Source organism: uncultured Alistipes sp. (assembly GCF_963931675.1).
In the GTDB taxonomy this organism is placed as follows: domain Bacteria; phylum Bacteroidota; class Bacteroidia; order Bacteroidales; family Rikenellaceae; genus Alistipes.
In genome coordinates this window covers 1645244-1669040 of the sequence record NZ_OZ007039.1, presented here as the reverse complement: position 1 = coordinate 1669040, position 23797 = coordinate 1645244, and the positions used below count along the sequence as shown (strand labels likewise).

Below are 23797 nucleotides of genomic sequence, written 5' to 3'. Positions count from 1 at the left end.
AACAAGTTTCCGCCCCAACTGCGGCTACTTGTACAATCCGACGACGGTATACTCCAGAATCTTGCCGAAACCGTCGAATACGAGTTCGTTTGCGGCATCGAGCTGTCCGCTACCGTAATTGATCTGCGGCACGACATGGATCCGGTCGTTCATGTCGTCCTTCGACGTCACGACCACCACGGCGCGGCTGTTCCACTCCAGCGAGGCGTTGTCGTCGTTATTCTCCATGGCAAAGAAACCCTGCAGATAGAGCCGTGCCAGCGTAATATGCTCACCGGCCGGAGCTTCGTAAACGGGCTTTTCGTCAAACTGCACCGACCCGGTCTCGAAGATCGTCTTGTAGATGGCCTCGGGCGTTGCCACGTAGAGCACCGGTTCGCGGAGCGAGAAGAAGATCGACACGGCCTTTTCCAAATAGGGCGCAAGCGCATCGGGCAGGTCGTAGATAAACTTGGCCGTAGGCGGCTTCACGGATGAAAGAGCCGAAACGTTCCCGAAGGAGTAGATCCGATACTTGTTGTCGGCATCGTCGCGCATCAGCATGACATGCGTCGTGGCATCGACGCTGATTCCACCGGCCACACTGTTCAGCCCGGGGGCATTGCCCGGATCGAACGGGGTTCCCCCGACACTCGGGCAGACCCCGAACGTGGTATTACGACCATAGCAGAATTTACCCTGCACCTTGTCGTAGAAGATCGTACTCGGACTCCGCGTATAGGAAGATGCCGAATGCGACGAGAAGACACAGTTGTCGACACTCATGCCCACGGTCTCGCTGACGGGGGTCGAAAGGCGGTCGCGGCTGAGCATCTCCTCGTAGATGTCGCCGTCGTTGAGAATCATCGTACACTGGTAGGTACTTACCATCTGCTGCACGTTGAAGACCTCGGGCGGATAGACGAAGACGTCGTCCTTATGGGCGAGAATCTCGTAATAGTCGGTCTCGATCCGCATCAGGTCATCCTGCGTCGCGGCCCAGAAGATATTCTGACCGTTGCTCTTGGCATAGGTGTAAAGCAGGTGGGTGATCAGCGACGGGAACGGCTCGCCGTTCGCGGATTCGATCAGTCCCTTCTGGATCGTCCCCGCGGGCTCCCCGGCATACTGTTCCGTGAGTTTCGGGTGCATGATCAGCCCCACGTCGGAGGTCGTGCCGTCGGTGGTATAGCCCACCAGAATGCCCTCTCCGTACTGGGCCGTCACGAAGAGATCCCATTTGTACTGGCTCTGCAGACCGTATTCGGGATCGGTCACCGTCAGAACGAACAGGTATCCGGACGACGAAATCGGCAGGTCGATCACTTCGTGGAACTCCTCCGTCGTGGCCAGCACGACAGGCACCACATCATTTGCCGTGGTGCTCACCGTCCATTCGAACCGGAGCCCTTCGGGGTTCTCCACCCCCGCCTTCCGGAAACGCAGCCCCTCCACATCGAGTTGGCTGCCGTGTACCACGGTCAGACTCGTCGCAATGGCCTCCGGCACCTCGATCTCGATGAGCGGAATATCCTCGGTCTGCAACTTGCTCTTGTCTTCGTAACAGGAGACGGCCGACAGGCCGACCCCGGCCACCATCAACAGATATGTGATGAATCGTTTCATGATCGTGCGTTGTTAGGGGTTATTTCTCTCTGACTTTCACCTCCTGGCCCTTCATGCTGCCGGATTCGTGTACGCGGGTCTGGCCGGGATTGTCGACTTTCCACTGATCGTACCAGTCCTGAAGCTTGGCCCGCCAGGCATCGAGGTAATAGCTGTAATCGGAGGTATAGTTGGGAATGGTCTCCCAGCCGAAGGCATCGACAAGCAACTGATGTCCAGCCTGGCTGTAGGCATCGGCAACCTTGCTGGCCGACGCGAGGTCGGAGTCGATAAAGGCATTATAGGTCGACCACTGCGACGTGGACACAGGACGCGGCAGCATGTTGTGCCACGAAACATGGGCCTTCAGATAGCCGGCGAGCCCGATTCCCAGATCGGGCGAATCGGTCAGTTCAATCACCAGGGCACGCTCTTCGGAGTCCAGTTCCGGGGTGCGGACCACCCGGATGCGAATGGCTCCGTAGGTCTCCCCGGCGGGGATCGTGGCCCCGAGAAGCGTATAGTCGCTTGCGGAAGCCGTGGTACCTTCGTCCAGAATCCGGAACCCGACCTCGCGGTCGGCCGAACTCGACCCGCCGATCAGCTTCACCGGCACCTCGATCACGGCCGATTCGGCCCCTTCGGGCTGCTGTTTGAAGGTCAGCGAGGCGTAGAACGTGCTGTCTGCCGTTGAATAACCGGGATAAAGGGCCGTCTCATTCGACGTGGCCCCGGGGAAGCAGACCCGGCCCTGCGACATGTCGTAGCGCATCGGGTCGTCCTTTTCGCAACCGGCCAGCACGGCGGCGGCCAGCAGGATATAACCTATCTTTTTCATAACTTGCGAATCATTTGAACGTTAGACTTACTGAACGCGCCCCGACTGCAACTCGAAATCGGGATAGGGCAGCATGTAGGTCGCATCGTCGACGGGACTCTTGAGCCCGACGTCGCTCTGACGCGGAAGCTCCTCATACCCGAGTCGCTTAAAGAAGTAGAAGGCCACACCCTCGCAGATGAACTCCTTGCGATACTCCTTGTCGATCTCGGTCATCAACCCCTCGGCGTCGAGATCCGAGCTGAGATCCTCGTAGACGGCACGCGCCTCCCGCACCTCGTCGAGCAGTGCCCGGGCCTTTCCGAGATCCGGTTCCGGGCCCCGAACGTAACACTCGGCCGCCATGTAATAGAGCTCCGGAAGGCGGATCAGCGGCAACAGATCCTTGTACGAATAACCGGCTCCGGTCGAGGTCGTCTGGTAGAGTTTCGACGGGGTCTTGGTTCCTTCGGGCCAGTATTCCACGTTATGATACAGCAGCTTGTAGCGGCAGTCGGAGATCCCGACGCCACTGATCTCGAAGAGATTGTCGGCAATCGAGTTGGTGATGCACAGCGTCCGGTACTGGCGGTCGTCCTGCGAATACTCGCGGTTGAGGTTCGCACTGATCTTCTGCTCCAGGTCGACGACATTCAGGGCAAACAGGTGCTCGTCGGGGAAGCACATGTGCGTCGTGGGGACGACATCCGCCTGGGTGAAGACGATCTGCGTGGAGCCGCCGCTTCCCGCCAGGGTTTTCAACTCGGCGATCGTCTCTTCCGCAATCGTACGGGCCTGCCGCAGACTCTCCGCGCTCCCTTCCCACATGTAGACCCGGGCCAGCAGCGCCCGGACGGCAAAGTAGTTCAGATGCTGCTGACGATAGTCATAGAAACCGTCGACATTGGCCTCGGCATAGATATCCGACGAGTAGCAGTTGCGGATCGGGTCGATCTCCAGCAGTCCGATCGCCGTTTCCAGATCGGCAATCAGATTGCGAATGGTCTGCGCATAGCTCAACTGCGGAGCGATATCCTTTTCGACGGCCGTCACATAGGGGACGGTCACACGGCTCTCCAGGTCACTGCGCCCGGCGAGGTGACTGCACCCGAACAGACGCATCAGATCGAAGTGCATGTAGGCCCTCACGGCCAGCAGCTCCCCCTTGATGATGCGGTAATTGACCGAATCGAGCTGTGCCCGGTTGCGGTCGATGTAGTCGAGCGCCTCGTTGGCATTGACGATGACCGAGTAGGCATCGGCCCAGATATTCTCGATAACGGGAACGGCTTTCGTCGACTTGTAGTTGTAGCGGTCGAGGTCGTAATCGTCGGCCGCGGAGTTTTTCCGGGCGTCGTACTGGCGTCCGAGCATGTCGAGCATGTGCCAGGTGAGATTCTCCCCGTAGAGATTCTCATCGGTCATGGCGATGTAGCACCCCAGCAGCGTCTGCTGGAAGCCGTCGGCCGAGGAGTAGTGGTCCTCGGCGCGGATCTCCGAGGGCGGCGTCACGTCGAGCCAGTTCTCGCACGATGCGGCGAGCAACCCCACGACGGCAAGGAACGATATGCTTATGTTGTTTTTCATGATCTGTGCGTTTTTAGAAGGTTGCGGTCAACGAGAACGACATGCTGCGCGCGAAGGGATAGAGCGTACCGCGCTCGATGCGGATCGACGAGAGCGTGGCGATGTTGTTCATGTAGAAGGCCAGCTTGAGGCGTTTGAGGCGCAGTTTGCTGATCATCTTGGGGTTGAACTCGTAGTAGAAGTTCAGCGACGAGAAGGTCAGCTCGTTGTTGTCCTGGACGAAACGCGTCGTGGGGCGGGTCTTCTCCGTGCGGGAGTTTCCGTCGGCATCAGTATAGGAGCCGAGCTGCTTGAACATGGCATTCTGACCCGGAGTCTGCCAGCGTCCGTAGAGCACGCGGCGGTCGACGTTGTAATAGATGTCGATATTCTCGACCTTGTTCACCAGCGTCTCGTTGTAGAGCTGCCCGCCGCCGAGGAAGGTGCACGTGGCACTGAGCCCGAAACCCTTGTACTCGGCCGAGAAGCCGAAGTTGCCGCGGTATTTGGGGTCGCTGACGCCGGCCACGACCTGATCCGTGGAGTCGTATTCATAGGTCAGCGTCCCGTCCTTCTTGACGTAGATCTCCTGCCCCGTCGTGGGGTCGATGCCCAGCGACGGAACGGCCCAGATGGCATTCATCGGCATCCCGTCCTGATAGATCAGCACGGGCGTGGAGTTTCCCTTGTCCTGGGCCTGGGCCAGCATCTTCTCGTTGTAGGCCTTCAGGCTCTCGGAGAGGCTGACAATCGTGTTCTTGTTGTAGGCGATGGCCCCGAAGACGTTGAAATAACCCGTGGGAGCCTGCCAGAGCGTGTAGCTCAACTGCGCCTCGATACCGCGGTTGCGGACCTTGCCCAGATTGTCCTTCACGACGTTGAATCCCGTCGAGGTGGGGATGGTCACGTTCGTGAGCATGTTCTCGGTGGTCGAGTTGTAGTAGTCGAAAGCGATCGTGGCCCGGTGGATCATGATGTCGGCACCGACGTTGTAATCCATACGCTGCTCCCACTTGAGCGCCGGATTGGGCATCTTGGCCAGGTAGGCGCCGGTCTGCCCGTGGTAGGTCACATCCGTGTAGTAGAGATAGGTGGCCAGCACCTCGTTGGTGTCGTAACTCTGGTTTCCGGTCAGACCGGCCGACGCCCGGAGCTTGAACTGCTTGAGCCACTGCTGGTCGCGCAGGAAGGACTCGTTATGGAGGTTCCAGGCCACACCGGCACTCCAGGCCGACGACCAGCGGTTGTCGGCACCGTACAGCGACGAGGCGCTTTCGCGGAACGTCAGGTCGACGTTGTAGCGGTCATCGTAGCTGTAGGAGGCCGTCCCCAGGAAACTCAGCTCGCGCGTGATGGAGGAGATGCCCACGGGTTTCTTGCCTTCGGCATACTGGCGGGCGAAGGTGATGTCGGCCGTCTGGCTGTTGGGGAATCCCTCGGCATAGTGCTGGTAGGCGCTGTAGGAGTTCTCGGCGATCTTACCCCCGACGTTGGCATAGAGGTAGTGCTTCCCCCACTGCTTCGCATAATTGGCGTAGACCTCTCCCGAGACATCGCTGCTCTTACCGTTGTCGAGCTGATAGGAGCCCTTGCGCAACTGCATGTTCGAGGTATCGTACCCCACGGCAAACTTCGAGTGCTTGGCCGGATAGAACTCGTCGGCATCGCTGCGCTTGACCGACACCCCGACCCGCGCCGTGAGTTTCAGTGCCTCGGTCGCCTGCCACTCGGCGTAGAAATTGTTCGTCAGCGAGGTATAGGTCTCCTGGTCGAGCGTTCCGAGCAGGGCGTCGTACATCGGGTTCGCCACATCGGTGTAGGCCCAACGGGCCACCTGGCCCGTTTCGGGATCCGTGGCGCTCCAGTAGGGATTCATCTTGGCGTAATCGGAGAATTCGCCCCAGGGGGAGTTCACGCTCTTGGTATTGGAGACGCTCAGGATGTTGCGGAACAGGAAATCCTTCTTGCGGTAGGAGAGGTTCACGTCTCCCGAGATCACGGTACGGTCCGAACCCTTCATGACTCCGGCCGTATTGTTGTACGAGAAGTCGAGCAGGGCCCGCAGGGCGCGGCTGTCCCCCAATTCGATCGACAAGGTGTGTTTGTGGCCGACTCCCGTCCGCAGGGGCTTCGACAGCCAGTAGGTATCCAGACCTCCGAGCACCTGGGACTTGAGCTGGTTGTACTGGGCGTTGAGTTCGAGCTGCGTGAAGGGATTGGCCGAAGTGTAGACGCCTTCGATCCGTTCGGCTTCGAGTTTCTCCCAGGCATTGCAGAGGTTGTAGCTCGACAGGTCGGGCATCGTGAGTTCGATGCTTCCGGTGTAGGTCACCAGCTCCTGATTTCCGGCCAGGCGCTTGGTCTCGATGACGATCACACCGTTGGCGGCATCCGAACCGTAGAGGGCCTTTGCGGCGGCATCCTTCAACACCGTGATGCTCTCGATGCGGTTCATGTCCATGTCCATGACCTTCTCGACGGTGGTTTCGAAACCGTCGAGGATGAACAGCGGCTGATTGGGCCGGTTCTGGTAGTTACCCTTGATGGTCACGCCGGTGGTTTCCGACGGGAACGACGTAATGCCTCGCAACTGCATGTCGGGCAGCGTATTGGGGTCAGAGCCCATCAACGTATTGTCCATGATGTAGAGCGAAGGCTCGATATTCTTCAGACTTTCGAAGACGTTCTTGTTGCTCACACGGGTCAGTTGGCTCTGCGTGATGGTCGTGGCCGAACCCGTGTAGCTCTCCTTCTTGCGGGTGAAGATACCCGTCACGACGACATCCTCGATCTCCTGCTCGTCGGGCATGAGGGTCACGACCGCGGACCTGGCCGACGGAAGGGTTTGGGAGATGAACCCCAGATAGGAGAAGATCAGGTTGTCACGACCGTCGGGGAGCTGGATCGAGAAGCGGCCGTCGGAATCGGTCACCGTACCCCGATGGGTACCCTGAATCACGATATTGACCCCCACGAGGGGCTCTCCCCGATGGTCGACAACCCGTCCGGAGACCGTACGGTCGGGCTTTTTTGCGGGGGGGGGTACTTCCTGCGGGTCATCCCCGCTGCGGGGGCGGACGACGATCGTATCGTCATCGATGGAGTATTCCAGACGGGTTCCACGCAAGGCTTCGTCGAGCACCTCCCGCAGCGGAGCGTTTGTTTTGCTGAACGTAATGCCTTTGACATCCTGCACGAAGTCGCTGTTGTAAAGGATGTAGTATCCGGTCTGTCGTTTGACCTGCTGCAACACCTCGGCCAGTGTTGCATTTCGGAATGTCACGGAGATCCGGTCCTTTCGCGGTTTGAAGGGCTCCTTGGCATCGGCCGTCCCGGGGCTCCAGACGGCGATCAGCGCCAGCAAACACGCACACACGAGAAGCGGCAGCTTCCGGTGCGATCCAGAAGAGTGAAGTTTCTTCATATGCTTCGTTTTTAAGTGGAACATTGCGTTTTCCCGTCGGAAAACAACCTAACCAACCAATGCATCAACCGTCGTCACGGTCGATACAGAGCAAAATCCTGCCATCCTGCACGTCGATACGGATCTGATTGGTCCGTTCCAGCAGCCGGACCATCTCGGCAAAGGTTTCGTAACGCCGGATTTCACCCGTATAACGCACCTGATCGGCATCGAATCCCGAAGGGAGGATCTCGATGTCGTACCAGCGGGAGAGTTTGCGACAGATCGAGGAGAGGGGCTCCTCCTGGAAGGCAAACACACCCCGGGTCCATGCGGCATACTCCTCGGCCGGGACCTGCCGCACATCGAAAATCGCCCCCGAGCGTCCGACCCGGGCCTGTTGTCCGGGTTTGAGCATCACCTTCCGGCGTCCGCTCGTCACCTCGACACTGCCCCTCAGCAGCGTAGTCTCGACGTCGGTCTCATCCTCATAGGCCGCGATGTTGAACGCCGTACCATAGACGGCCACGGCCACCGTATCGGCATGAACGATAAACTGCCGGTCCGCATCCTTCGCCACATCGAAAAAGGCCTCGCCCGTCACAACGACCTCCCGGGGCCCCTCCCCGAAACGGACCGGGAAACGCAGGCTCGACGCGGAATTGAGCCAAACCTTCGTTCCGTCGGAGAGTTGCAGCGAGAACTCCTTGCCGCGCGGCACGGAGACGGTATTCCAGGCCGGGATCTCCTCCTCTTCGGGCTCCGCATCGTGATAAGCCACCTCTTCGCCTGCGACTTCGATCCGGGTACCGTCCTGCTCGACAAGCGTCCGTTCGCCCCCTTGTTCCAGGTCGACCTGTTCGCCCGAGGAGAGTGTCAGCACGGCGCCCCGGACTCCGGGTGTCACCTGCTCGATATAGGCCCTGCAGGCCTCCTCCCGGTTCCGGTCATCGATCCACTGCCAGATGCCGTAGCCCGCAAACAGAAGCACGGCCGCCACGGCGGCATATTTCCGGGACTCCCGGGCCATTTTGCGGAACCGGCGACGCCGGGCCTCCTTGCGAATGTTCCGCCAGACACGGGACTCGTCGTAATTGTAAAGATGGCCCAACAGCGGCAAATGATCGGCCGATTCGTCGAGCAGGTCGAGCAACGCGCGGTGCTGCGGATCGCTTTCGGCCCACTCCTGCAAAACAGCCTCCTCCTCGGGGGTGATGCTACCGTCGAGGCGGGCTTTCAATATATTCTTAATCTGTGTTTCGAAACTCATGGTTACACGTCGGACGGCCAAACGGTGCGACACACACGCCGTTTACCGACCATTTCTATAGAAATGACGAAAAAAATCGGCAACTGACATACATTGCCGATCAGATTTTTATGAAAAAAAAGCAAAACAGGGGAATCAGAAGAGCCCCAACAGGAAGAGGCCCTTTTTCCGGAGCGCCTTGAACGAGCGGGCCATGTGGGTTTTCACGGTATGGAGCGAAAGGGAGAGGAGCCGTGCGGTTTCGACATAGCTCTTGTGCTCGATACAGATCATCTTGAAGATCCGCCGTCCCTGTTCGGGGAGGGCCTCGATCCGCCGATAGATACGTCCGATCTGCTCGACAAGCGCCTGTTCCTCGGCTCCGGGGATCGGGCTCTCATCGGCCAGGCGGACAATCTCCTGCGAATTGAGGTCGAAGACGCGGGTCTTCATCCGACGGTGCAGCCGATCGAGCGCCGCATTCCGCACACACCGATAGAGATAGCTTTCCCGATGGCGGATCTGGGAGAGATCGACATCGAGCAAGGCGATAAACACCTCCTGTACCACATCCTCCGCCTCGTGCACCGAGCCGAGAATCCGCTCGGCATAGAGCACCGCCAGTCTGAAATGCTGCCGGAAGAGCGCTTCGTATTCGGATGAGATTACAGTTTTCATCGGCATTGGAGGGCTATACAAGCGGTATTTATGCACAAAAATAGCGACTCGATCCGAAAAAAGCAAACAAATTGTAACATTCGTTCACCCGAGATTCCGGCACAGCGCGACCAACGAACAGCAGCACAACCCGATAAGGGCTCGGCAAAATATCGAGAATTTTCGTACTCCGCAGGCATCAACCCCTGTCTCCAACCGCCCCTCCCGTCCCGACGAACGAACGACGGGAGGATGGTTGCATCCTCCCGTCGTCATCAGTTCGGAGATCGGAGCGTTTCAACGGCCCCACCCCTTTAGCATCCGGAATTCGAAGCGCGGGTAAAACCCCTCTCTTCCTCCAGCATCCGGAGTCGGAAGTGCGGGTACCCCCTCTCTCGTCCTCCCAGCCGGTGCCTAAAGCGGGTCAAACCCCACTCTCCCTCCTCTATCCGGGGGCCGGAGCACGGGTAAAACCCCTCTCTCCCCCTCCATCCGGGGCCCGGAGCGGGCTAACCCCACACTCCCTCCCCCGGCGGAATTACTTGCGGTAGATCTTCTTGTAACCGTAGATCGCCTCGTCGCCGAGCTCCTCCTCGATGCGGAGCAGCTGGTTGTACTTGGCCATACGGTCCGAACGCGACATCGAGCCGGTCTTGATCTGGCCCGAGTTCGTAGCCACGGCGATGTCGGCGATCGTCGAATCCTCGGTCTCACCCGAGCGGTGCGACGTTACCGAGGTATAGCCTGCACGGTGGGCCATTTCGATGGCGTCGAGCGTCTCGGTGAGCGTACCGATCTGGTTTACCTTGATGAGGATCGAGTTGGCGCAGCCCATTTCGATACCCTTCTTCAGGAATTCGACGTTCGTTACGAAGAGGTCGTCGCCGACAAGCTGGCACTTGCCGCCGAGCTCTGCGGTGAGCAGCTGCCAGCCTTCCCAGTCGTTCTCCGACATACCGTCCTCGATCGAGTCGATGGGATATTTGGCAACCAGGCCCTTGAGGTACTCGACCTGCTCCTTCGAGGTGCGCTTTGCGCCCTTCTCACCCTCGAAGATCGTGTAGTCGTAGATGCCGTCCTTGTAGAACTCCGACGAAGCGCAGTCCATACCGATCATGACATCCTTTCCGGGGACGTAACCGGCCTTCTCGATGGCCTTGATGATCGAATCCAGCGCATCCTCGGTACCGTTGAGTGCGGGAGCGAAACCGCCCTCGTCACCTACGGCCGTCGAGAGACCGCGCTCGTGGAGCACTTTCTTGAGGTTGTGGAATACCTCGGCGCCCATGCGCAGGCCCTCCTTGAGCGACGGAGCGCCCACGGGACGGATCATGAACTCCTGGAAAGCGATCGGAGCGTCGGAGTGCGAGCCGCCGTTGATGATGTTCATCATCGGCACGGGCAGCGTCTTGGCGTTGGCGCCGCCGATATAGCGGTAGAGGGGCATTCCGAAGTAGTCGGCAGCGGCACGAGCCACAGCCAGCGAGACGCCGAGGATGGCGTTGGCGCCGAGTTTCGACTTCGTCGGGGTACCGTCGAGTGCGAGCATGGCCTTGTCGATGCCAACCTGATCGGCGACATTCATGCCGATAATGGCCGGAGCGATCACCTCGTTGACGTTCTTGACGGCGTTGAGCACGCCCTTGCCCAGATAACGGTTCTTGTCGCCGTCACGGAGTTCGAGGGCCTCGTTCTCGCCCGTCGAAGCGCCGCTCGGCACGGCAGCACGACCGAATGCACCGGAAACGGTGCGAACTTCGACCTCAACGGTCGGATTGCCTCGTGAATCGAGGATCTCCCTTGCGTGAATCTCTACAATCTGCATAGTTGTACGAATTTGAGTAATTATGTATTGAAATACCTATTTTTTCCTAACGGCACCGCAAAGGTACAAAATAATTGTGAATTGCCGTTTTATTGTTGTTAATTTTTTCACGGCTCGGGATCCCAAGGGAGTTCCGCCCGGAAAACGCCCGGCAAAGGGCGTTCCGCAGGTGCGGCTGCATGTCGCTTCCAGAGAGTCCGTCCGGACCCTTCCCGGGCGGGAAACCGGCAGCGTGGTCTTGTATATAACGGTCAATTGTCCTATCTTTGAACCGCGGAGCCCTGCCGACAGTCCGGAGTTCCACTCCCGCGCGAAGCACCTCCATACGAACGCATCCGACAACCGATGAAAAGATACCTGCTGCTTTTGTGTGCCGTGCTGCTGACCGGAGCCGTCCGGGCGCAGCGCCTCGAAAAGAACCTGCTGGGAGTCCGGGCCGGACTCGAACTCTCCTACATCCGCGCTACGGGAGAATACGTGTACGGTACGACCAACCCGCGGACCGGATTCCGGCTCGGCGTTTCGGACCAGGTGCTGCTCTGGCGGGGGATTCCCCTCTACGTGGAGACGGGCGTACACTTTTCGAGCCGCGGCGGACGCTTCAACGGAGCCTCCTTCCGCCCGATGTACCTGCAGCTTCCGCTGCTGGCGACCTGGCGTTTCCGGCTCGGCGAGCGGGTATCGATCCGCCCCTATGCCGGCGTCTGCTACGACGTCGGCATCGGCGGCAAAGCCCGCACTCCCGAGGGATGGGACGACCTGTTCGGAAATGCGGGATTCATCCGGCGCAGCGACCTCACGCTCCGCGCGGGGGCCGAGGTTTCGTGGCGAAGGATCTGCCTCAGTGCCGGATTCGATGCGGGAAGCCTCGATCTCCTCAGACCGGACTACCAGACTCCGCTCCTGCCCGCCGGCATTGAGCGCCTGCGCAGCCGCAGTTTCACGTTCTGTATCGGCTACGATTTCTGACCCGTCACCCGAGGCTTCTCCCCGCCTTTCCGCACGGTGAAACCGGGGCCAATCAAACCTAATAAAATTGAGATTCAATATTGATTTTCAAGTCAATTCCCCCGAAATTTGCAGCACAATACCCCACAAACGTTGCGTTTTGCCAAACATTTTCTATCTTTGTATGCCGCGCAAGCGGCGTACATATTTGATGAAAGTGTTTCGCTTTTATCCTTGACGGGAAATCCGGTGAATCTCAAAAGGACAAGGAGAACGACGCGCTCATCACTTGTATCGGCATGAAAGGCACTCTGCCTTCTGCTATACAGGGGTGGGAAGGGTATTGGTTATTTGTTCTTGGGCTTACCAGAGCCTCTGTCAGATAAACGAACGGCTCCACACTTTCCTGTTTTTATTAGGTTATCACATCTCCGGAGCCCGGGTGTAACCCTAAACTCCCTCTTGCTATGAAGAAATGCTTCATGCTGGCCGCAATGCTCCTCTCCGGCATTACGGCAACCTCCGCCCAGACGTTCGGTGACATGTTCGGTTCGGACCAGAAGGGCAAAATCACGTACGGAGTCCGTGCGGGTCTCAACATCTCGAACATCGGCGGCGAGTACGGCCCGGATTCCGGCGACGAACTCGACTTGGACTCCCGGGCAGGCTTCCACATCGGCGGTATCGTGGATATTCCGATCACCAACGGATTCTATGTACAGCCGGGTCTTCTGTTCACGACGCGCGGCGCCAAGGATTCCTTTTCTTACAGTGAGACGGGTTACAGCGAGGAGGCAACCACGAAATACAAGCCGATGTACCTGGAAATTCCGGTGCTGGCTTCGTTCCGTGCGGATGTGAGCCGGTCGGTGAACGTACAGGTGAACGTCGGTCCCCACTTCGCATTCGGACTGGGCGGCAAGTGCAAATATGAGTACAGCGACTCGGACGGCAACAGCGAAAGCAACAAGGCGCCCTTCTTCGGCGAGTCGTCGGAGAGCGAGGAGCATTACGGCATGAAACGTTTCGACTTCGGGTTGACGTTCGGGGCCGGCGTCACAATCAAGAAGCACTATTACGTAGGTATCGCCTACGACCTCGGGCTGGTGAACATGGCCATCGAGAAGGAGTGGGGCAAAGAGGCGAAATTCCACAACCGGAACTTCTCGATCCAGGTGGGCTACAACTTCTGATCCGTTGCAGGAGATAAAACCATCTTTTGCTGCCCGGGCAACCGTCCTTTTGTGGGATGATAGTCCGGGCGCGAAGAGGATATTTCCCAATCAACGCTGTGCGGCGGCCTGCTCGTGAAGCGGCTGCACGAAAGATAACGACGGTAATGCCGCCGGCCTCTCCCGCCCCGCTCCTACCGCATAAGCACCGACGAGTCGCCGTAGCTCAGGAAACGGAAACCATGACCGAGGGCGTAGTCGTAAATGCGGTGCCAGTCTTCGCCCACGAAGGCCGAAACCAGGAGCAGCAGCGTCGATTTGGGCTGGTGGAAATTGGTGACGATGTTGTGCACGATGCGGAACTCGTAGCCCAGCGGCGTAATCATGATCTGCGTCGAGGCCTTCAGGCGGTCGAGGCCCTCGCGGTCGAGGTATTCAAGCAGATCCGCCAGCGCCTCGCGGCCGGTATATTCGGACGGAATGCCGTAAAGTTCCCACTGCCCCACGACACACCCGGCATCGGGCGTCCCCGCCGTGCGGATGCGCCAGCCGAGGGCCGTGAGCGATTCGAGGGTCCGCACCGAGGTGGTCCCCACGGCCGTGATGTGCCCCCAGCGTTCGAGCAGCCGCGCCACCGTCCCGCGGCGCACCTCGAAGTGCTCGGTGTGCATGGGGTGTTTCGCGGCATCCTCGTCCTTGACGGGCAGGAACGTCCCGGCCCCGACGTGGAGCGTCACCTCCTCGAATTCGAAGCCGCGCCCCCGCATCGATTCGATCAACTCGGACGTGAAGTGCAGCCCGGCCGTGGGAGCCGCCACCGAACCCTCGAACTTCGAATAGACGGTCTGGTAGCGGGTGTTGTCGATCTCCTCGCTCTCACGGTTCAGGTAGGGCGGGATGGGAATGCGCCCGAGGTGTTCGAGCAGCTGTCCGAAGGTCATCGGCGCGGTCCACTCGAAGCGCACCGTACACTCGCGTCCGCGATCCTCCACGATCCAGGCCCGGAGGTATTCGTCCCGGCCGCCCGATTCGAAGTTGATCTCGACATACCCCTCCTTCCACTTCTTGCGGTTGCCCACGATGCACGACCACTCGCACGTCTCGACCACGGCAAAGGCGCGCTCGTAGTCGGCCGGGGCGTGCGGTTCGAGGCAGAAGACCTCGATGCGCGCCCCGGAGGGCTTGTGCATGATGATCCGCGCACGGATCACCTTCGTATTGTTGAAGACGAGCAGCTCGCCCGCAGGCAGCACGTCGCCGATATCGGCGAAACGGCGTTCGGTGATTTCGCCCCCGCGGTAGACGAGAAGTTTCGAGGCACTGCGTTCGGCGAGCGGGAATTTGGCGATCCGCTCGTCGGGAAGCGCGTAATCGAACCGGTTTATATCGATATGTCGTTCCATTTTTGCCGGAAATTATGCGGCAAAGTTACTATTTTTTGTAACTTTGCGGCGCATAATGCAAAAAAGAAACCTATGAAGACCGACTTCCTGGTTATCGGCTCCGGTGCCGCAGGGCTCTCCTTCGCACTGAAAGCCGCCGCTCACGGGCATGTCACGATCGTGACCAAGGGCGAAATGATCGAATGCAACACCAATTACGCGCAAGGCGGTATCTGCTCGGTAACGTATGCCCCCGACACGTTCGAGAAACACATCCACGACACGCTGGTCTGCGGAGCGGGCAAGTGCGACGAACGGGCCGTCGAGCTGGTCGTCCGACGCGCTCCGGAGCTGATCGCCGACCTGATCGCCTGGGGCACGCGCTTCGACAAGACGCCCGACGGACGTTTCGAGCTCAACCGCGAAGGCGGCCACACCGAGCACCGGATCCTTCACCACGAGGACCTCACGGGCGCCGAGATCGAACGCGCCCTGGTGGAGTCGGTCCGCAAGCACCCGAACATCACGGTCCTGGAGCACCACTTCGCCATCGACCTGCTCACGCAGCACCACCTGGGCGAGTTCGTCACGCGCCACACGCGCGGACTGGCCTGCTTCGGGGCCTACGTGCTGAACCTCGACACGAACGAAATCGAGACGATGCTCTCGAAATTCACGATCGTGGCCACGGGCGGCTGCGGCAACGTCTACTTCTCAACCTCGAACCCGGTTGTGGCTACGGGAGACGGTATCGCCATGTGCCACCGCGCCAAGGCCATCACCGAGAACATGGAGTTCATCCAGTTCCACCCCACGACGCTCTACAACCCGGGCGAAAAGCCCAATTTCCTCATCACCGAAGCGATGCGCGGTTTCGGGGCGATCCTGCGCCTGCCCGACGGCACGGAGTTCATGGACAAGTACCACCCGATGAAGTCGCTCGCCCCGCGCGACATCGTAGCCCGGGCAATCTACCGCGAAATGACCCGTCTGGGTATGGACTTCGTCTACCTCGACGTCACGCACAAGGATCCCGACTCGATCCGGAGCCACTTCCCGAACATCTACGAAAAGTGCCTCTCGATCGGCATCGACATCACGAAGGACTGGATTCCGGTCACCCCGGCGGCGCACTACTGCTGCGGCGGCGTGCGGGTCGACACCAACGGACAGACCTCGATCAAGCACCTCTACGCCCTGGGCGAAACCGCCTGCACGGGGCTGCACGGAGCAAACCGTCTGGCCTCGAATTCGCTTATCGAGGCGGTGGTCTATGGCGACCAGGCGGCCCGCCACACCGCCTCTCTGGTCGACAAGGTGGATTTCCAGGAGGGAATCCCCGACTGGGACTTCGACGGCACGAAGCACACCGAGGAGATGCTGATGCTGATCCAGTCGAAGCGCGAGGTGCAGCAGATCATGACGAACTACGTGGGCATCGTGCGCTCGAACCTCTCGCTCAAACGCGCCATGCGCCGGCTGTCGATCCTCTTCGAGGAGACCGAAGAGCTCTACGGCAAGACCAAGCCCAACCGGGAGTTGTGCGAGTTGCGCAACATGATCGCCGTAGCGTACCTGATCATCAAGCAGGGGCGCGAGATCAAGGAGTCGGTGGGCTGCCACTACAACATGGATTACCCGAAAGAATAGTACATGACCTTACAGGAAGAGATCACCCGGCGGCGGACCTTTGCGGTCATCGCCCACCCCGACGCGGGAAAAACCACTTTGACGGAGAAACTGCTGCTGTTCGGCGGCGCCATCCACGTGGCGGGGGCCGTCAAGAGCAACAAGATCAAGAAAGGCGCGACGTCGGACTTCATGGAGATCGAACGCCAGCGCGGCATCTCGGTGGCCACCTCCGTCATGGGCTTCGAGTACGAGGGGCGCAAGATCAATATCCTCGACACGCCGGGCCACGAGGACTTCGCCGAAGACACCTATCGCACGCTGACGGCCGTGGATTCGGTCATCATCGTGATCGACGGCGCCAAGGGCGTCGAATCGCAGACGCGCAAGCTGATGGATGTCTGCCGGATGCGCAACACGCCCGTGATCGTCTTCATCAACAAGCTGGACCGCCCCTCGAAGGAGCCCTTCGACCTGCTGGACGAGGTGGAGAAGGAGTTGCATATCCGGGTTCGGCCGTTGACCTTCCCGATCTCGAACGGCCCTACGTTCAAGGGGGTCTACAACCTCTACGAGAAGCGGCTCTCGCTCTTTACATCGGACGAGAAGCTCACGGCCGACGCCTCGACGGTCGAAATCACGGACCTTGCGTCGGAGGTGGTCGACGAGCACGTCGGCGCGAAGTTCGCCGAACAACTGCGGCAGGATGTCGAGCTGGTCGAAGGGGTTTACGACACATTCGACCGCGACGCCTATCTGCGGGGCGAGCTGGCACCGGTCTTCTTCGGATCGGCCGTGAACAACTTCGGCGTGCGCGAGCTGCTGGAATGCTTCATCCGCATCGCCCCCTCGCCTCGCCCCGCGACGACCGAAACCCGCGAGGTGAATCCCGCAGAGCCCAAGATGACGGGCTTTGTCTTCAAGATCCATGCGAACATGGACCCGAACCACCGCGACCGTATCGCGTTCCTGAAGATCTGTTCGGGCGTTTTCGAACGCAACAGGAACTACCTCCACGTGCGGAGCGGCAAACAGATGAAGTTCTCCTCGCCGACGGCCTTCATGGCCGAGAAGAAGTCGGTGATCGACTTCGCCTATCCGGGCGACATCGTGGGTCTGCACGATACGGGCAACTTCAAAATCGGCGATACGTTCACCGAGGGTGAGAAGTTGAAATTCACCGGAATCCCCTCTTTCGCTCCGGAGCAGTTCCGCTATATCGAAAATGCCGACCCGCTGAAATTCAAGCAGCTGGCCAAAGGGATCGATCAGTTGATGGACGAAGGTGTGGCGCAGTTGTTCACCTCATCGCTCAATGGCCGCAAGATCATCGGCACGGTGGGAGCGCTGCAGTTCGAGGTGATCCAGTACCGGCTGGAGCACGAGTACAATGCGGCGTGCCGCTGGGAGCCGATTTCGATCTACAAGGCGTGCTGGATCGAGAGTGACAACGCGGCACAGCTGGCGGATTTCAAACGCCGCAAGCACACCAACATGGCCGTCGACAAACACGGCCGTGACGTTTTCCTGGCGGACACGAGCTATGCCCTGGCGCTGGCTCAGGAGAACTTCAAGGAGATCCGCTTCCACTTCACCTCGGAATTTTAGCAGGGAGGGCGGGAACGCCGAGCCTATCGGGTCAGCACCTCCCAGAAACGGGCCAGCAGCCAGATGTTCTCCACCGCCACCGCAAACAACGGGGCGCTCTCTTCGGACGTAAAGCCCGCAATGCCGCAGCCGTCCCGGTCACGAAGAATTTCAGATGCGGATGCCGCCGCGTGAAGTCGATGAATTCATCCACATAGGGACGGATGGTCCCCATCCCGCCCTGCATGGTCGGAATGGCATAGCTCTGCCCCTGCAAACCGACACCCTGCCCCCACACGGCGCCGAAGCATCGGCATGCGATCCGCGCGGCACCACCGGCGTGCATGCCGGCGAGGTTGCTCCCGAAAACGAAGATCTCATCGTCGCGGAGTTCCGCGATACGGTCGGGAGCGATACGCCGCCCGACCGCAGCAATCACACCGCGGCTCATCCCAACCAATATTTGGACCGGGGCAGGTACGACAGGAGACGCACCAGCAGGTATGTGCAGACGAACGAGCAGAGCGCCATAACGGGAACCGCCGTCAGCGTGGAGGAGAACAGCGGCCGGAGCCATCCGACGAACAGCGTCAGGATCATGATGTGCGCAAGGTAGATGCCATAGCTTTTCAACGAGATGTCCTGCACCAGCCGTCCCATGCGGCTTTCGCCCCGGGCCTTGACATGCAGGAAGATCGAGAAGACGCCGTAGGTCATCATCGCGACATTGACGGTACAGAATCCCCAGCTGAGTTCCAGATCCGGGATCGTGGCGGCCGTCTCCACCCGCGAACAGAAGATCGCCGCCGTGACGATGTATCCCACGACGGTGAGGAGCACGGCCCAGGAGAGGGACAACGGGCCGTATCTGCGGGCATGGAATCCCAGCAGGAAATAACCGATGAATCCGCTGAAATAATAGAACGCCGGAGTCGGATTCCAGAAACACTCGCCCCAGATCTGCGGGAAGATCAGATGAATATAGGGAATCAGCGTCGTAACACCCCATAGCCCGAGATACCCTTGCAGTCCGGCTTTGGAGCAGTTCGCCAGCCACGGGGAGATCACCGGCACGATCAGATAGAGCCCGACCAGCATATAGATATACCAGAGATGCCCGACCTCCACGCCGAAGTTGACCGGGATATGGAGGATATTCGTGATCGCTTGTCCCCAGGAATCCCCGCGGGTGGCCACATAATAGAGGGCATAGAGGGCGGACCATACGACGAAGGGGCCGAGGATGCGGACGAAGCGTTTCTTGAAGAATTCGGAGCAGGTCCCCTTCATCGGCAGAAGCAGGAAGCCCGAAATCATCACGAACAGCGGCACGGAGATCCGGGCGATGCTGGTAATGATTCCGATCCAGAAGGTGTTCTCACCGGGAACGACGCTTCCGGCCTCCCCGACATAGAAGAATTCGCTGGCGTGCTGATGGATCACCAGATAGCAGGCCAGGACCCGCAACAGATCCAGCGGGAAATTCCGATCCGATTTCATCATACTTTACTTGAAGGTGTGAGTCAATCCGGCTTTGCGGGCATATTCCTCGCCCACAAGGCGCCGGGCGGGCTCAAAGATACGAAAAAAGGGCTGACAAGCCAAGCGTCCCGCGGACGGATTTCCCGCAGGGGATTTTTCCAGATTGCTTCGATGCCCAACCACGCCACTTTCCGAGCGTAAACAAAAACAGACTTCATCGCATGGAGGTTATTTATCGCCCAAAATAGCCCCGTATGCCGCGTTCCCGCACACTCCGATGATAGCTTTGCCCCTGAAATCAATAAAACGAAACAGACATGGAATGGACAGAATTTATGAAAAAGTATCCGTATGAGGCAGGCTGCAAGACGGCATGGGAGGAACTCCGGGACCGTGGATGTGACGTATCGTCCATATCCCGAGCCGTTATTCAACCATAATGGCAACAATACCCCTTCCGAAGAGTGTTGTTTAAAAAACATTTTCTATCTTTGTATGCCGCGCAGGCGACGTACATATTTGATGAAAGTGTTTAGCTTTTATCCTTATGCAGAAATCTGGTAAATTTCACTGAATGTAAGGATTGCTACAACACTCATCATCTGTATTGGTATGTGAGATGTCATCCCATACTATACAGGTGTGGGGTATTGTATCTGTTTATTTACATTCGGGCTTTACCAGAGCCTCTGCATAGATAAACTAACGACTCCACACTTTCTTTTTGTACAAACCCCGCCATACCGGAGTCGAATGGCAACAACCTTTGTTGCTATGAACAAGCGAATCATTTGCGGACTCTTGATTTTCTCATTTACCCTATCCGGTTTATCCGCAATGCCACAAAGCCAGGAGCCGGATAAGAAAGTTCAGCGAAAAGAACGACGCGAAGAACGGCGCCAGGAACGGGAAGACCGCAGAGAAAAGCGTAAAGCGGAGCGTCAGCAGAAAAAAGACAGCCAGGAACCAGTCGAGACCGAGGAGATCCGCGATACAAATCCGATATTGGGAATGCCCCAGGAGGAAGGAGCCAGCCTCTCCCGTGAATCCGTTGATAACACAATACCGAAAAGAGCCACACAAACTGTCGGAACCCGCGATGATCGGGGATCCCGCTCTTCCGCAACAACGACCAAGCCATCAGCCCCGATTTCCGTATCATCGGAAACATCCAGGACATCGGATCAGAGTTCAACCTTATCAACATCGTCGGATGCAAACACAGAAAATTCCGACAGCGGTTGGGGAATCGTAATTCTGCTGCTTTTCATCGGGTCAATCGTATACTCGATTATCAGTTGGATAACATCTCGTCGTTGTCCGCATTGCGGGAAACTCCGGGCCATGCAGGAGATCGATGAAAAGTTTCTCGGAGTGGCAAAAACCGAACGAGTAAAACAAGACAACCAAATCTATTATGTCCATCACAACCGAGTGCAAATAACACGCCGTTGCAAATACTGCGGATATATGGATTATCAGAACAAAGTTGTAAAAGGAGACGAAGCATAAACACGAACCAAACCTACCATATTATGAAAAAGATTCTTTGTTTTTTATTCGCCGTCTCGATTTTATCGGGATGTGGCGATGATTACGACGATTCGGCTTTGACCGGCCGTGTAGATGACCTCGAGAATCGAGTCACCAAACTCGAAGAGTTGTGCAAGCAGATGAATACCAACATCTCATCCTTGCAAGCCCTTGTCAATGCCCTCCAAGACAATGATTACATTACCGGAGTTACCCCCATCACCAAAGACGGGGAGACAATCGGCTACACCATCTCTTTTGCCAAAAGTGCACCCATCACCATCTACCATGGAGAGGACGGCAAGGATGGGCAGGATGGCAAACCCGGCGAAGATGGCAACGACGGATCAACGCCGATAATCGGAGTAAAGCAGGATACCGACGGCGTTTATTACTGGACGCTGAACGGCGACTGGCTGACGGATGATTCAGGCAACAAGATTCAGGCAGAAGGTCGCGACGGTGCAGATGGCAAGCCAGGCGAGGACGGCAACGATGGACAGGACGGCAAGCCAGGCGAAGACGGCAACGACGGTCAGGACGGCAAGCCAGGCGAAGACGGCAACGACGGCCAAGACGGGAAACCCGGTGAAGATGGAAAAGATGGGATTACTCCTCAGTTAAAAATAGAGGATGGGTATTGGTATGTTTCCTACAACGACGGAGCCTCCTGGACACAACTTGGAAAAGCGACCGGCGACAAAGGAGAACCGGGTGAACCGGGGCAGGCCGGAGGTATTTTCAAGGATGTTGAAGAAACCGACGACAGCGTTATATTCACCTTGAATGACGACAGCACGATTACGATTCCGAAAGCAACGGCATCCGAAACATTGGATATCGTATTCGGCAATACGGATTCGATCAATGTTTTGCCGGACAAAACCTATGAAATCGAGTATACAATTACCGGAGCAGACGAAAACACGCTGATTGAAGTCGTAGCGCAAGATCTTTATAAAGCCTCGGTTTCACCGACGGATTACCGATCCGGAAGAATCATCGTCACAACCCCGTCGGCGGATCTCGGAGCAAGCCGGGTGCTGGTCTTTGTATCCAAAGGGACGAATACCATCATGCGCATCCTCAATTTTGTCGAAAGCGTCATCCTCGTTTCGACCAACACCGTGGAAATCGCCGCAGAAGGAGAAACGGTGCAAGTCGAGGTAGAAACCAACGTAACTTACTCGGTAGAGATTCCGGAAGCCGACCAGGCATGGCTTTCGATAGCTGAAACACGCGCGGCAACCCATAAGGAGACACTTACCTTTACGGCCCAGGCCAACCCGAACACCACCTATCGTTACTCGACCGTCAACCTGAAAGACGACAGCGGGTTGATTGCCCAAAGCATTCTGTTCGCCCAAAAGGCTTCGGGATACAAGACGGTCCATGTCGAAACGGCCGGGACGTTGGAAAACTACATTTCCGCCGATGAGAAAGAGAAACTGATCGGGCTGAAACTGACCGGGAACCTCAACACGTTCGACTACGACTTTATGCGCACCATGCCCGCCTTGGAATCGGTCGATTTGGCACAAATCGACAATACGACCATTCCGGCCAGCTGTTTCAAAAGCAGTACGATTAAAACAGTCATTCTGCCACTGAATCTGGAAGCCATACCGGACAATGCGTTCAACGGAAGCAGCATTACTTCGATAGAAATTCCAGGCACGGTCCTTTCGATCGGAGTATCCGCATTCGAAGCGTGCTCTTCGTTGGCCGGGAATCTGGTGTTGCCCGAAGGCTTGCAAACGATTGGCGAACGTGCCTTCTACCGATGCAAGACCTTGACCGGGAGCCTGCACATTCCCAACAGCGTCACCTCATTGGGGACATATGCCTTTTACAATTGTTCCGGATTTACCGGCACGCTGACGTTCGGCACCGGAATAACTACCATTCCAGAATATTGCTTTTACGAATGTTCCGGATTTACCGGCAATTTGGTCATCCCCGACCAGGTAGCGACGATTGAAAGCAGTGCTTTTCGCGATTGCACCGGATTCAATGGGTATCTGGCCATCGGCAGCGGAATAAGTCAGATAGATGGTTACGTTTTTAGTCAAGATGTATTTGTTTCATCCTCTTACCCTTATTCATACAACCGTCCTTTACAATTTACCAAAGTGTATTGTAAAGCAACAACCCCACCGAATGTTTCAACCTCTTCGTTTGGAAGTTCCAGTAAGTATAGTTATTTGGGAGTTCCCTTCGGATGTAAAGATGCATATGATAAAGATCCCTGGACCTCCCGTTTTACCGCTATTGAAGAAATCGAATTTTAACTGATTACAGCACATGTTATACGAAAAGCTAAACGGCAAATTACAGCCGACCGCCATTCAGCCCAAGCAGGTACGGGCATTGACAGCAGACGAACTTACCAATGTTCGCAGAAATTTAATGGAGATTATCCGACAAAAAGGATTCAACCGAAATGGCAAGCCTTTTTCGGCACGAGACCTTGTCGGCAAAAAACAAATTGACTGGGCTAATGATCATGCACTGCAAGCGATCCTTTTGAGATATCCCAAATCTCAAACAGGACAAAGTTCCATATTAGGTCATGTCTTATATCAAACATTATTTGAAGACCCCTGCACCAATTATGAGATTACAAGAGGAGGGCATAGTGTTCGATATTGTAGTTTCTGATTGTTTCATATATAATTCCGGTCGCGGATAAAACCATAGTTGTAAGTTGTTATCCATCCACCTATCTCATTCAACTTTTATCCCGACCTTTCTCCGACCTGCCGTCATGCGGCAGGTCGTTTTGTTAAATCCCGATAGAAGCGTTTCAGGGGCGATTACAGCTCATATAGCCACGAACCCGATAAATTCATTATCCGCCTATTCGAAGCGACTGTATAGGCCCAAATACAGCAACCGCCCAAAAACCAAATACTTAACGACTGAGATTGAAATTTTCGGATGGCGACTATTTATGTACCACT

General features: G+C 57.3%; 16 protein-coding genes and 1 pseudogene. 7 read left to right on the top strand and 10 right to left on the bottom strand.

What is annotated here, in order from left to right:
- Window positions 1-24: 24 nt before the first annotated feature.
- The 7 genes from ABGT65_RS07080 to eno all read right to left on the bottom strand — a co-directional run bounded on the left by ABGT65_RS07080 (window position 25) and on the right by eno (window position 11101).
- The gene (locus ABGT65_RS07080; RefSeq protein WP_346700874.1) at window positions 25-1605 is read right to left on the bottom strand and encodes a hypothetical protein; all 1581 of its coding nucleotides are present in this window, start codon (window positions 1603-1605) and stop codon (window positions 25-27) included.
- 19 nt (window positions 1606-1624) lie between these two features.
- Entirely contained in the window at window positions 1625-2422 is a 798-nt protein-coding gene (locus ABGT65_RS07075; protein WP_346700873.1) for a DUF4843 domain-containing protein, read from the bottom strand.
- 27 nt (window positions 2423-2449) lie between these two features.
- A complete protein-coding gene (locus ABGT65_RS07070) occupies window positions 2450-3988 on the bottom strand; it encodes a RagB/SusD family nutrient uptake outer membrane protein (protein ID WP_346700871.1) in 1539 nt (512 codons plus the stop codon).
- Window positions 3989-4001: 13 nt separating this feature from the next.
- Window positions 4002-7391 (bottom strand): SusC/RagA family TonB-linked outer membrane protein, encoded by a 3390-nt coding sequence (locus ABGT65_RS07065; protein ID WP_346700870.1) that lies wholly within the window; start codon window positions 7389-7391, stop codon window positions 4002-4004.
- 64 nt (window positions 7392-7455) lie between these two features.
- On the bottom strand, window positions 7456-8640 hold the full coding sequence (locus ABGT65_RS07060; protein ID WP_346700868.1) for a FecR domain-containing protein: 1185 nt from the start codon (window positions 8638-8640) through the stop codon (window positions 7456-7458).
- A gap of 135 nt (window positions 8641-8775) precedes the next feature.
- The gene (locus ABGT65_RS07055; protein WP_346700866.1) at window positions 8776-9297 is read right to left on the bottom strand and encodes a sigma-70 family RNA polymerase sigma factor; all 522 of its coding nucleotides are present in this window, start codon (window positions 9295-9297) and stop codon (window positions 8776-8778) included.
- A gap of 517 nt (window positions 9298-9814) precedes the next feature.
- Window positions 9815-11101, bottom strand: a complete 1287-nt coding sequence (gene eno, locus ABGT65_RS07050; RefSeq protein ID WP_346700865.1) for a phosphopyruvate hydratase — start codon at window positions 11099-11101, stop codon at window positions 9815-9817.
- Between the two features lie 345 nt (window positions 11102-11446).
- Between eno and ABGT65_RS07045 the strand changes: the two genes are divergently transcribed.
- Together ABGT65_RS07045 and ABGT65_RS07040 are read left to right on the top strand one after the other, a co-directional pair.
- Window positions 11447-12070, top strand: a complete 624-nt coding sequence (locus ABGT65_RS07045; protein ID WP_346700863.1) for a hypothetical protein — start codon at window positions 11447-11449, stop codon at window positions 12068-12070.
- A gap of 446 nt (window positions 12071-12516) precedes the next feature.
- A complete protein-coding gene (locus ABGT65_RS07040) occupies window positions 12517-13242 on the top strand; it encodes a porin family protein (RefSeq protein ID WP_346700861.1) in 726 nt (241 codons plus the stop codon).
- 173 nt (window positions 13243-13415) lie between these two features.
- Here the strand turns inward: ABGT65_RS07040 and ABGT65_RS07035 are convergent, their stop codons facing one another.
- Window positions 13416-14624, bottom strand: a complete 1209-nt coding sequence (locus tag ABGT65_RS07035; RefSeq protein WP_346700859.1) for an S-adenosylmethionine:tRNA ribosyltransferase-isomerase — start codon at window positions 14622-14624, stop codon at window positions 13416-13418.
- Between the two features lie 72 nt (window positions 14625-14696).
- On the opposite strand from ABGT65_RS07035, the gene nadB reads away from it, so the two are divergent.
- Entirely contained in the window at window positions 14697-16253 is a 1557-nt protein-coding gene (gene nadB / locus ABGT65_RS07030; protein ID WP_346700857.1) for an L-aspartate oxidase, read from the top strand.
- Between the two features lie 3 nt (window positions 16254-16256).
- Entirely contained in the window at window positions 16257-17840 is a 1584-nt protein-coding gene (locus tag ABGT65_RS07025) for a peptide chain release factor 3 (RefSeq protein WP_346700855.1), read from the top strand.
- 23 nt (window positions 17841-17863) lie between these two features.
- On the opposite strand, the pseudogene ABGT65_RS07020 reads toward ABGT65_RS07025, so the two are convergent.
- A pseudogene (locus tag ABGT65_RS07020) lies at window positions 17864-18270 on the bottom strand (hypothetical protein).
- The gene (locus tag ABGT65_RS07015; protein ID WP_346700853.1) at window positions 18267-19322 is read right to left on the bottom strand and encodes an acyltransferase family protein; all 1056 of its coding nucleotides are present in this window, start codon (window positions 19320-19322) and stop codon (window positions 18267-18269) included. The pseudogene ABGT65_RS07020 and the gene ABGT65_RS07015 overlap by 4 nt, the downstream one beginning before the upstream one ends.
- Window positions 19323-20054: 732 nt before the next feature.
- On the opposite strand from ABGT65_RS07015, the gene ABGT65_RS07010 reads away from it, so the two are divergent.
- The 3 genes from ABGT65_RS07010 to ABGT65_RS07000 are packed head-to-tail and all read left to right on the top strand — an operon-like array spanning window position 20055 to window position 23495.
- Window positions 20055-20813, top strand: coding sequence for a hypothetical protein (locus ABGT65_RS07010; RefSeq protein ID WP_346700851.1), 759 nt, complete (start codon window positions 20055-20057; stop codon window positions 20811-20813).
- Window positions 20814-20836: 23 nt separating this feature from the next.
- A complete protein-coding gene (locus ABGT65_RS07005) occupies window positions 20837-23125 on the top strand; it encodes a leucine-rich repeat protein (protein WP_346700849.1) in 2289 nt (762 codons plus the stop codon).
- A gap of 13 nt (window positions 23126-23138) precedes the next feature.
- Entirely contained in the window at window positions 23139-23495 is a 357-nt protein-coding gene (locus tag ABGT65_RS07000; protein ID WP_346700847.1) for a hypothetical protein, read from the top strand.
- The last annotated feature ends 302 nt before the right edge of the window (window positions 23496-23797 follow it).